The sequence below is a fragment of the Brachyspira suanatina genome, assembly GCF_001049755.1.
Lineage (GTDB): Bacteria > Spirochaetota > Brachyspiria > Brachyspirales > Brachyspiraceae > Brachyspira > Brachyspira suanatina.
Genome location: NZ_CVLB01000009.1, coordinates 1 through 1735 on the forward strand (window position 1 = coordinate 1; position 1735 = coordinate 1735).

The 1735-nt window shown below is 23.9% G+C and carries 1 protein-coding gene; it reads right to left on the minus strand.

What is annotated here, in order from left to right:
* Positions 1-673: 673 nt before the first annotated feature.
* Positions 674-1504: a class I SAM-dependent methyltransferase gene (locus BRSU_RS13965; RefSeq protein WP_083997929.1), complete on the minus strand. Its 831-nt coding sequence runs from the start codon at positions 1502-1504 to the stop codon at positions 674-676.
* Positions 1505-1735 lie beyond the last annotated feature (231 nt).

Here is a 1735-nt window from a genome sequence, read left to right on the forward strand (position 1 = left end):
TTATTAAAGAATCTATTACTGCCTTATTAATATCATTTTTAAATTGTTCTCTTTTTGCCTTATTTTGAATCCACCAAGCTAGTTTATCTATTATGTTTCTAGGCATTATAAATACCTCCTAGTAAACATAATTTTTTTAATAAAGTTAAATTATATGTGAGTGAGTGAGTGAGTGAGTGAGTGAGTGAGTGAGTGAGTGAGTGAGTGAGTGAGTGAGTGAGTGAGTGAGTTCATATATATACCTCCTTAAATTTTAATATGTTGCATTATACTATTATTAATTATAATATCAAGTAATTATAATTACAAATTTATTAGTATATATTTAAGCTATAGAATAGTTTAATGTTTTATATATTTATAATATATTAATTTAATATTATAATAATTATATTGATCTTTTTTTCTAAATTAACATGTCAAATTTCTATATTTAACTAACTATTATAATAAATTATAATATAATTTTATAAAAATAAAATGTAAAAAAAGGAATTATTTAGATAGAAATACTATAAAAGATATATAATATTATTGTGTTTTTTGGTAAAAATTATGATGCTTATTAAATATATTATTAATGTAATGTAAATGTTATTCACATTACATTTTTACAGAAATGTAATGTGAATAACATTTACATATATAATTTTTTAATAACTATTTATATCTATTATACATTATTTGGTTTAGGATATTCTGTGTTAGGTATTATTTTATCTACAGTCATATCATTCCAATTAAAGTCTTTTACATCTCTAATTTTTTTACCTAGATATTCTGAATGACAATATAATCCTGTTACTGGTCTATTAACTAAATAAGGAGATGATAAAGTTGAAAATCTTCCAATAATAGGATTTGAAAATCCAGCTTCTATACATTCAAAACCAAGCGCTGGGGAAAAAAGAGATTTTAATGCCATATCACTAAACTGAAAAAAATGCCAAGGTCTTTCATGTGATGAAAAACTAAAGTGAGTTTCAATAAAAACGGTTCCTCCGATTTTTAATAGTTTTGATATTTCCTCAGCAACTTTCCATGGCATAGCTAAATGTTCAAATACAGCAGATGAAAATATTAAATCAAATTGTTCATCTTTATTAAAATATGATGATAACTTATGAGCATCTCCAACTATATCTACATTTTCTCCATTATGATAGTCAAACCCTATGTATTCGGCATTATTAAAATCATTTCTAAAGCAATAACCTGTAACGACTCTGCTTCCAATTTCTAATATTCTCATACCTTTTTTATTAAATGTATCTTTTAAATACGCAGTAAAATTACTATGGTTTACTTTTTTACTTATTGGACAATCTTCATGTAAGTATTTTTTATCATCAATATTTAATAGTGTAGAATATAATTCAGGAAATTCATTTGGATTGTTGACCAAATATTCTATTACTGCCTTATTAATATCATATCTAAATTTTTTTCTTTTTCCTTTATTTGGAATCCACCAAGCTAGTTTATCTATTATGTTTCTAGGCATTATAAATACCTCCTAGTAAACATAATTTTTTTAATAAAGATAAAATTATTCTAGTGAGTGAGTGAGTGAGTGAGTGAGTGAGTGAGTGAGTGAGTGAGTGAGTGAGTGAGTGAGTGAGTGAGTGAGTTCATATATATACCTCCTTAAATTTTAATATGTTGCATTATACTATTATTAATTATAATATCAAGTAATTATAATTACAAATTTATTAGTATATATTTAAGCTAT

Coding starts and splice junctions, on each gene's coding strand:
- BRSU_RS13965 (WP_083997929.1), bottom strand. CDS start 1,504: ATGCCTAGAAACATAATAGATAAACTAGCTTGGTGGATTCCAAATAAA.